At 36.7% G+C, this 6351-nt stretch carries 12 protein-coding genes; 1 reads left to right on the forward strand and 11 read right to left on the reverse strand.

Annotation, left to right across the window (positions count from 1 at the left end):
* The first annotated feature begins 216 nt into the window (after positions 1-216).
* Entirely contained in the window at positions 217-558 is a 342-nt protein-coding gene (locus FE810_RS13770) for a hypothetical protein (RefSeq protein ID WP_138320653.1), read from the forward strand.
* Between the two features lie 499 nt (positions 559-1057).
* Here the strand turns inward: FE810_RS13770 and FE810_RS13775 are convergent, their stop codons facing one another.
* The 11 genes from FE810_RS13775 to FE810_RS13825 all read right to left on the reverse strand — a co-directional run bounded on the left by FE810_RS13775 (position 1058) and on the right by FE810_RS13825 (position 6227).
* Positions 1058-1414: a hypothetical protein gene (locus FE810_RS13775; protein ID WP_138320655.1), complete on the reverse strand. Its 357-nt coding sequence runs from the start codon at positions 1412-1414 to the stop codon at positions 1058-1060.
* 48 nt (positions 1415-1462) lie between these two features.
* A complete protein-coding gene (locus tag FE810_RS13780; protein WP_138320657.1) occupies positions 1463-1918 on the reverse strand; it encodes a hypothetical protein in 456 nt (151 codons plus the stop codon).
* 118 nt (positions 1919-2036) lie between these two features.
* Entirely contained in the window at positions 2037-2432 is a 396-nt protein-coding gene (locus FE810_RS13785; protein WP_138320659.1) for a hypothetical protein, read from the reverse strand.
* 115 nt (positions 2433-2547) lie between these two features.
* Entirely contained in the window at positions 2548-2844 is a 297-nt protein-coding gene (locus FE810_RS13790; RefSeq protein ID WP_138320661.1) for a hypothetical protein, read from the reverse strand.
* 99 nt (positions 2845-2943) lie between these two features.
* Positions 2944-3399 carry a hypothetical protein gene (locus tag FE810_RS13795; RefSeq protein WP_171022371.1) on the reverse strand — a complete coding sequence of 152 codons (456 nt, stop codon included), beginning with the start codon at positions 3397-3399 and terminating at the stop codon, positions 2944-2946.
* Between the two features lie 130 nt (positions 3400-3529).
* Positions 3530-3919: a hypothetical protein gene (locus FE810_RS13800; RefSeq protein ID WP_138320665.1), complete on the reverse strand. Its 390-nt coding sequence runs from the start codon at positions 3917-3919 to the stop codon at positions 3530-3532.
* A gap of 289 nt (positions 3920-4208) precedes the next feature.
* Positions 4209-4715, reverse strand: coding sequence for a hypothetical protein (locus FE810_RS13805; RefSeq protein WP_138320667.1), 507 nt, complete (start codon positions 4713-4715; stop codon positions 4209-4211).
* 83 nt (positions 4716-4798) lie between these two features.
* Positions 4799-5143 (reverse strand): hypothetical protein, encoded by a 345-nt coding sequence (locus tag FE810_RS13810; protein ID WP_138320669.1) that lies wholly within the window; start codon positions 5141-5143, stop codon positions 4799-4801.
* A gap of 69 nt (positions 5144-5212) precedes the next feature.
* Positions 5213-5527, reverse strand: coding sequence for a hypothetical protein (locus FE810_RS13815; protein ID WP_138320671.1), 315 nt, complete (start codon positions 5525-5527; stop codon positions 5213-5215).
* A 56-nt stretch (positions 5528-5583) separates the two neighbouring features.
* The gene (locus FE810_RS13820) at positions 5584-5823 is read right to left on the reverse strand and encodes a hypothetical protein (protein ID WP_138320673.1); all 240 of its coding nucleotides are present in this window, start codon (positions 5821-5823) and stop codon (positions 5584-5586) included.
* Between the two features lie 35 nt (positions 5824-5858).
* On the reverse strand, positions 5859-6227 hold the full coding sequence (locus tag FE810_RS13825; protein ID WP_171022372.1) for a hypothetical protein: 369 nt from the start codon (positions 6225-6227) through the stop codon (positions 5859-5861).
* Between the last annotated feature and the right edge of the window lie 124 nt (positions 6228-6351).

Consider the following 6351-nt stretch of genomic DNA (forward strand, 5'->3'; position numbering starts at 1 on the left):
AACTGCTTGAATCAAATAACGATGCCTAAAAACTAGTTGATTTGAATGATATGGCAACTTGAGCGGTAGCGAGGAAACAATTTATTAAGATGAGAATATAACGCATATTTCTTCCCCTGAAACGAAAAAGCTCAGTTATTAACTGGGGCTTTTTGCTGAATAATGACGGTTATCGACATGGACGTTGTGTATGCCGACATCACATGGATGTAAAAAATGGCGGTTATAAACAAGGATGTTTTGTATGCAATCATTCCAGGGATGGAAGAAATGATTGTTATAAACAAGGATGTTTTGTATGCAATCATTCTAGGGATGGAAGAAATGATTGTTATAAACAAGGATGTTTTGTATGCAATCATTCTAGGGATGGAAGATATGATTGTTATAAACAAGGATGTTTTGTATGCAATTATTCCAGGGATGGAAGAAATGATTGCGACGGAGAGAGATATCAAATACGCCCTGTATTTGACCCTGCGGGCGCAAGCGCGTGAAAATTTGTTCCCGACAAATTTTTCGAACTCAGAATTCTCATCTCTCCTACGCCAGAAATGAAAAAGCCCCGGTAATACCGGGGCTTTTTGCTGAATAATGGCGGTTATCGACATGGACGTCGTGTATGCCGACATCACATGGATGTAAAAAATGGCGGTGACGGAGAGATTCGAACTCTCGATACGTGCTTTTTTTATCCTTTTAAAACAATAAGTTGAGCAACCAACCATTGCTTACGTACGAATTACGGATGAGTTTAATTCACCTAAAAAACATATTAAAGCATGATTTTTTCTAATGAATAGACAAGAAAATAAGGCTAAATTAGAGCCGATAAGTATTACTTTTGAAGGTTAAATTTACTTCCGAAACTGAGTAAAGTTTACGTAGGGTTTCGCCAATGCGTCTTGACTGGTTTTAGGTTATTACAAGGCTTGATTTATCAATTTTTAGAAAGGACTGAGTGTCTCTAATGTGCCAAACTCAGCCCGTTAGCAGTTGCTAATATACGATGATTTTGGAGTGTTAACACCATAGTCTCTTGTTAGGGGTAACTCGTCTAATTTTTAAAGAAAACCTTGTACCAACTGACCAACATTAACAATGCAACGATAGTAAAAAAAACAATTAAAACTGGATCGGATTTCGCTTTTGCAAGCCAGCCTAACCCAAACAAATAGTCAGTAATACAAGTTGTGAGCAATGCAGAAATTACCGCAATAGCTCCTCCCGGGGATACACTGCTATTAATTATGCCCTTTAACTGAGCCAAGCCTAAAAATAATAGAAGTGACCATGAAAAATTAAGAACATATCCGAGAGGCTGAAATACAACTAAATCAGGATTGAAAAACCTCAATAGCACCAAGGTTGTTAATGTCAGAATGCTACTACACAGCATTAACTTTGCGACCATATCTGCCTTAACCCCTAACGCCCTTGTTTAACAGCTTGTTATGTGCAATTACCAAAATTTCCACCACGGTTTTGTCTTTGAATTTTGAATTTGTTCCTTAAGAGCAGACTGATACCAAACATCTGTGTTAGCAACAATACTTTTGATGTATTGATCAAAGTATGGAAGTAAATTACCTACATCCTTATTTTCAATACCCATACGGAATTCAAACATTTTCAAATTTGGTTTTTCTCCCAAAAATGCAATTTTATAGTTAATTGGCATTCCAAGTTTTTCGGGATGATCATATACACCTTGATGTGCAAAAATTTGCTCGTCAAACTGATTAATTGCATCCATAAAAAAAACACCATCAAGCATCCCTATAACAGAGACTGTGTGCGAAGGAAGGTTTCCATTACCTTGTCTTCCTACTGTTCCATCTCGACAGAGCATAAGAGACAACGCACTTTCACCACCTGCTATATCTATTTTAATTTTTTGGATATCAGACTTGACCAATGAATCATCCTTGCACATAACGCCAAGCTAAACTGCAAATAATGATGGCATGTGTTTTTGTGTTGTTTGCTAAAACCGTGACAGCATTATTTGTCATTTTGAGCGCCTTGTTATACAACTATTTTACTGAGTCTGCTTTTAAGGCTAAAAGTAAAGTTTCGCTATTAATTTTTGACTTTAATTTGCCTGTTGAATCTAACCCGTCAGAGGATGCTATATAACCTCTAAATATCAATTTACTATTAATTGATATTTCACCTTCGGCAAAAGGAGCAAAGCTTGTAACCCAAATATGCTTTAACCCTGCGATGTTAAGATTTAACTTATAAAGTTTCTTGCCTTTGTGACCCTCAATTATTTCAACAATATCGCCTGATAAAGCGATAAGCTCACCTTCGTATTTAGGATTTAACTCCCCATTAAGAAAAGGGTTCGCATTTGCTTCTTTTGCGTATTGACCTGAAAAAGCGCTAAACGAAAGTGATAAAAAAAATAGGGCTAAAATTTTACGCATAACCTTCCTTAGTTGTATAAAAGTTTATTATCTAGACGGTTCAGTAATATCCGTCACAAGGAATTTTGAGTGACTGCAGTTCGCTCATTGCAGCCCAAACTAACACTCTGGTGGGCTATAAGTTTCTTAAATAAGTTACGACAACTATTACCAAAATCGCAATATATAGTCCTCGAATCAAATAACCCCATATTTTCCACCGAGCATTAAATGCGCATTGCCACATTCCAACCATAACCCAAATGCCATATGAAACGACAATAGATAATAATACGATGGTTGATATAGTAGATAATTGAGGTGCTAATGCGTCAACAAGTAGCTGAAGTAACCCTCCCAACAATATATTTTGAACCCAAAAAACTTGCCAAAGTGGTGTTTTCCCTGTGAAGTTATTTTTAATCAATTCCATTTTCACTTCTCTTTATTGACTACTTTACAATAATCTCAATGACTGCTGTTCGCTCACTACAGCCCCTGGCCACTCATAAATTTATTTCATTATTAAAAGCTACTTGAACTGACTAACCGCTCGCATGGCTTTTACATTTTTGGCATTCAATTTTTCATAAAAAGGATGTTTTGAAAACAAAGGTCCAATCCAGCTATCCTCATGGGTGAAGGACATCGACCACGCCATGTTTTTAGGAAATACATGAAAATCCTCAAGATAAGAATTACCAGTAGGCTTTTTATTTGTGATATAGATTTCGCTACGATCATGGCCGAAGCAGTCTTCCATAATCACATATTCATGGGATATTTGATTTTCATATTCAATAAGAGCGGCATCCTTTTGAAATTCACAAGTCATTTCGTCCCAAACGTAGGTTTTGAAGCGGTAAATTCCTTTGAATGAAGTTCTCTTAGGGCAGAATACAGATAACCACTGATGAGCAATCTTAATGGCATCTTCGCCACTAACAACTCGAAAATCATCGCGATTTAAATTTTCAATATAGCTCAAACGTTTCATTATTTTTAGGTATTAATCAATTATCTTTTTTATTCAGTTGAACGGCTGGAGTTCGCTCATCGCGGCCGTCCAATCGTTATTCAAATTACCGAATTACGCCCACCGACGCAATCCAGAAAACTCATGGTTTTATATCTTTATTGATTTGGATCGTAGGTTCTAATTTTGTAATTAACCAAAATAAAACCGCTGTAACTCCAGCTACAAATCCCGCACTGATAAACATAGTAAATATCATCGAGCCACCAAATGAATACCAGAATAATGCGAACGGAGTGCCACTAACGAAGCCCACTAAAAAATATTGCCACCAGTGAAACCACTTTTGTCGCTCCATTAATTTCACTAGAAGTATCCCAGGAAATAAAGCCCAGATATAGCAAATACCTGCAATTATTAATGCGCCTCCTAAATCAGGAGAGCCTCCAGATGTCGCAACAAAATTGAACAACGAATAAATAAGCGGAGCAGCGCTTGGTGCGAAAATAAATGCGATTATTGAATTTTTCATTAGCTCTTATTAGTCATTTTGAAATGCTCAGAGATGGCAAATTGTAAGTTCTTGAACGGCTGCTGTTCGCTCACAACAGCCGCTCACGACTACAAAACTTTCAATAACTTACGTTATTTAATGCGACGTCGCAAATGTGCCAATAGCTGCCTATTACCAATTGCTAACATACGCTGGTTCCGAGGTTTAACGCCCTAATAAGGGGCTGATAATGATTGGCTATACTGTGAAACAGAGTCGAACCGAGCCGAATTTTAGCAGACCCGCGCTGAATTGGCTTGTTAGGTATTTACTGCACCTTATAAAATTCCAACTCTCCATTCGAAAGCTTGGTATACATCAGATTATTCTCATCGAAATATACGTTATATTTTTCAAAAAAATCGTCATATTCAACCTCGATCGTATACATTTTTTCACTTTTAAATAGTATTCGATATTTTGCTTTCGCTACTTCAACTAGTTTCGAATTGGAATCAGGCAATAAATTATATACATATTTCCCATCATATTTTATTGTATAAAGACCACACAACTTTTCTTCATAACAAATCTTTAAAAACTTTGCTGAATCTTTTTGTAGATCAAGTTTTTGAAGGGTTCTCGTTTCATCTGGAGTCCAAATTCCTATTAATTTGTTTTCTTCACCTTTAACAATCGGTACAAAAATACCGAGTAAAGAAGCCAAAATAAACGCACCGATTATTCCTGCAACACTCAAACAAATCCACTGCCACAGTTTTATATCTCCATTCCACGCACGAGTTAAATACCCCTGTTGACTTCCGCTTTGCAAAGTTTCTCTCTCTTAAACCTATCAATTATTTGTTGATTACTTTTATGAATTTTGAATGACCGTAGCTCTTTGCAGAATGTTAGTTACTTGCGTATTTCGCAAACATCTTCATTCTGGTGACCTAGAAACGAGTTTATAGTCTTTAAATCATCTTTCATTTGATAAACAGCTATAGCCTTTTTATTAGGTGGATTGATTATAAAACTTTCAAGTTCTTCCTTAGCTCTGCAAATGCTATTTAGCGCATGCTTATTTAGCATGTTTAAATCTTTGGCACTTGCCAAATATGCAGCCGATGCCCCTTGCGAAGAAACCATTCCTTCATAGAAACCCCGTTCTAAATAGCCGTCATGTTGATATTTATTAAATAAAATGCCTGAAATAAAAGCCGCAGAGATAAATATAAGGGGCAAAATCCAATTCTTCATTTAAATGATTACTTCCGTTTATCGCTCTTAACTGCCGTTAGGCGTCCACTATTGATTTGTCAGGTGTACTTACTTGTAAATATACTGCTGAATAACAAACACTTTTACTGCACCACACTCTTTTTCGTTTCGTGGTTTATAGTTTTTACAAAGATCTTCTTCGTAGCCTAAAATATATTTAGCAGACGTAAGCTTTGGGCAAAGCTCATTGGCTGTGCCATCCGCAAAATATGACTTACCTTCGCCGTGAGGTTTTAAACTAAAAACGACACCAAGTTCGTCTCTAGCCAATGGGCCACAGTCATCTACTTCGACTTTTATTTGATTAGGATTAGCTACAGCATTAAAACTAAATAGAGCTAAATAAACTAGAAGCTTTCTCATGTAATATAAGTTTTATATTGTTGTTTCAACGTCCGTTGCTCGCTCTAACCAGCCTGTTATTTAGGTATGATTTTATTAACAAGCAGAGTAAACATACTTGATAGGAAAACAACTAATCCCCAAAACACAGGTGCTGGTCTCATATATTGCGGTACAAAGTTTTCACGAGGGTTATGGCATGTAAAACCAAAGTCTGACCAAGCTCCTCCTGCATCCATACACGCATCGATACTAAAAAATGAAATTAAGAAGACAAAAGCGAAAGCATATGCCGTTATTAAAATCACTTTTTTCATTACTTGACTTCCTATTCCTACTTCCGCTTATCGCTCTATTGAGTCACCTGGTTATTGGAAATCGAGCATGGTGATTTATCACCGTACGAGATCGTCCAATCTATATCTTGGAAAACCCCTTGCTCGTCAAATTTAAAACCTAACCAGCCAATCCAAGTGCAACCGTCCTTATCGAAAGCTGGAGTTTCTGAATATTTTTCAGCAATACGGACAACGTCGCTTTTTGATTTTCCTGAAGCTACTTCTTTAAACGTTTTTAGGAGTTGTTCCTGAGTATTTTTATACTCGTATAACTCTTGGCTTTGGTAGCTAGCCGTCACTCCAGAATCTAACGATGCAAACAACCAATATCCATTACTAAAAATCAACAAAATTGTTAAGAAGCTTACAACGGCTTTCATCATTTAGTCCATGTTTCGTAGAAGTTGATAGGCTAGTGATTCAATGACTCTTATTCGCTGTGAGTTCAACCGATGGACGCAACACACTCATTAAATCGTTCAGCAGGTGTTTCATATTCTAGCGTCT

The organism is Thalassotalea litorea (assembly GCF_005843925.1).
GTDB lineage: Bacteria > Pseudomonadota > Gammaproteobacteria > Enterobacterales > Alteromonadaceae > Thalassotalea_A > Thalassotalea_A litorea_A.

Bases quoted from the DNA above. Each gene is read 5' to 3' on its own strand.
- FE810_RS13825 (WP_171022372.1), bottom strand. From the start codon at position 6,227: ATGATGAAAGCCGTTGTAAGCTTCTTAACAATTTTGTTGATTTTTAGT.
- FE810_RS13775 (WP_138320655.1), bottom strand. From the start codon at position 1,414: ATGGTCGCAAAGTTAATGCTGTGTAGTAGCATTCTGACATTAACAACC.
- FE810_RS13785 (WP_138320659.1), bottom strand. From the start codon at position 2,432: ATGCGTAAAATTTTAGCCCTATTTTTTTTATCACTTTCGTTTAGCGCT.
- FE810_RS13810 (WP_138320669.1), bottom strand. From the start codon at position 5,143: ATGAAGAATTGGATTTTGCCCCTTATATTTATCTCTGCGGCTTTTATT.
- FE810_RS13790 (WP_138320661.1), bottom strand. From the start codon at position 2,844: ATGGAATTGATTAAAAATAACTTCACAGGGAAAACACCACTTTGGCAA.
- FE810_RS13815 (WP_138320671.1), bottom strand. From the start codon at position 5,527: ATGAGAAAGCTTCTAGTTTATTTAGCTCTATTTAGTTTTAATGCTGTA.
- FE810_RS13800 (WP_138320665.1), bottom strand. From the start codon at position 3,919: ATGAAAAATTCAATAATCGCATTTATTTTCGCACCAAGCGCTGCTCCG.
- FE810_RS13820 (WP_138320673.1), bottom strand. From the start codon at position 5,823: ATGAAAAAAGTGATTTTAATAACGGCATATGCTTTCGCTTTTGTCTTC.
- FE810_RS13770 (WP_138320653.1), top strand. From the start codon at position 217: ATGGCGGTTATAAACAAGGATGTTTTGTATGCAATCATTCCAGGGATG.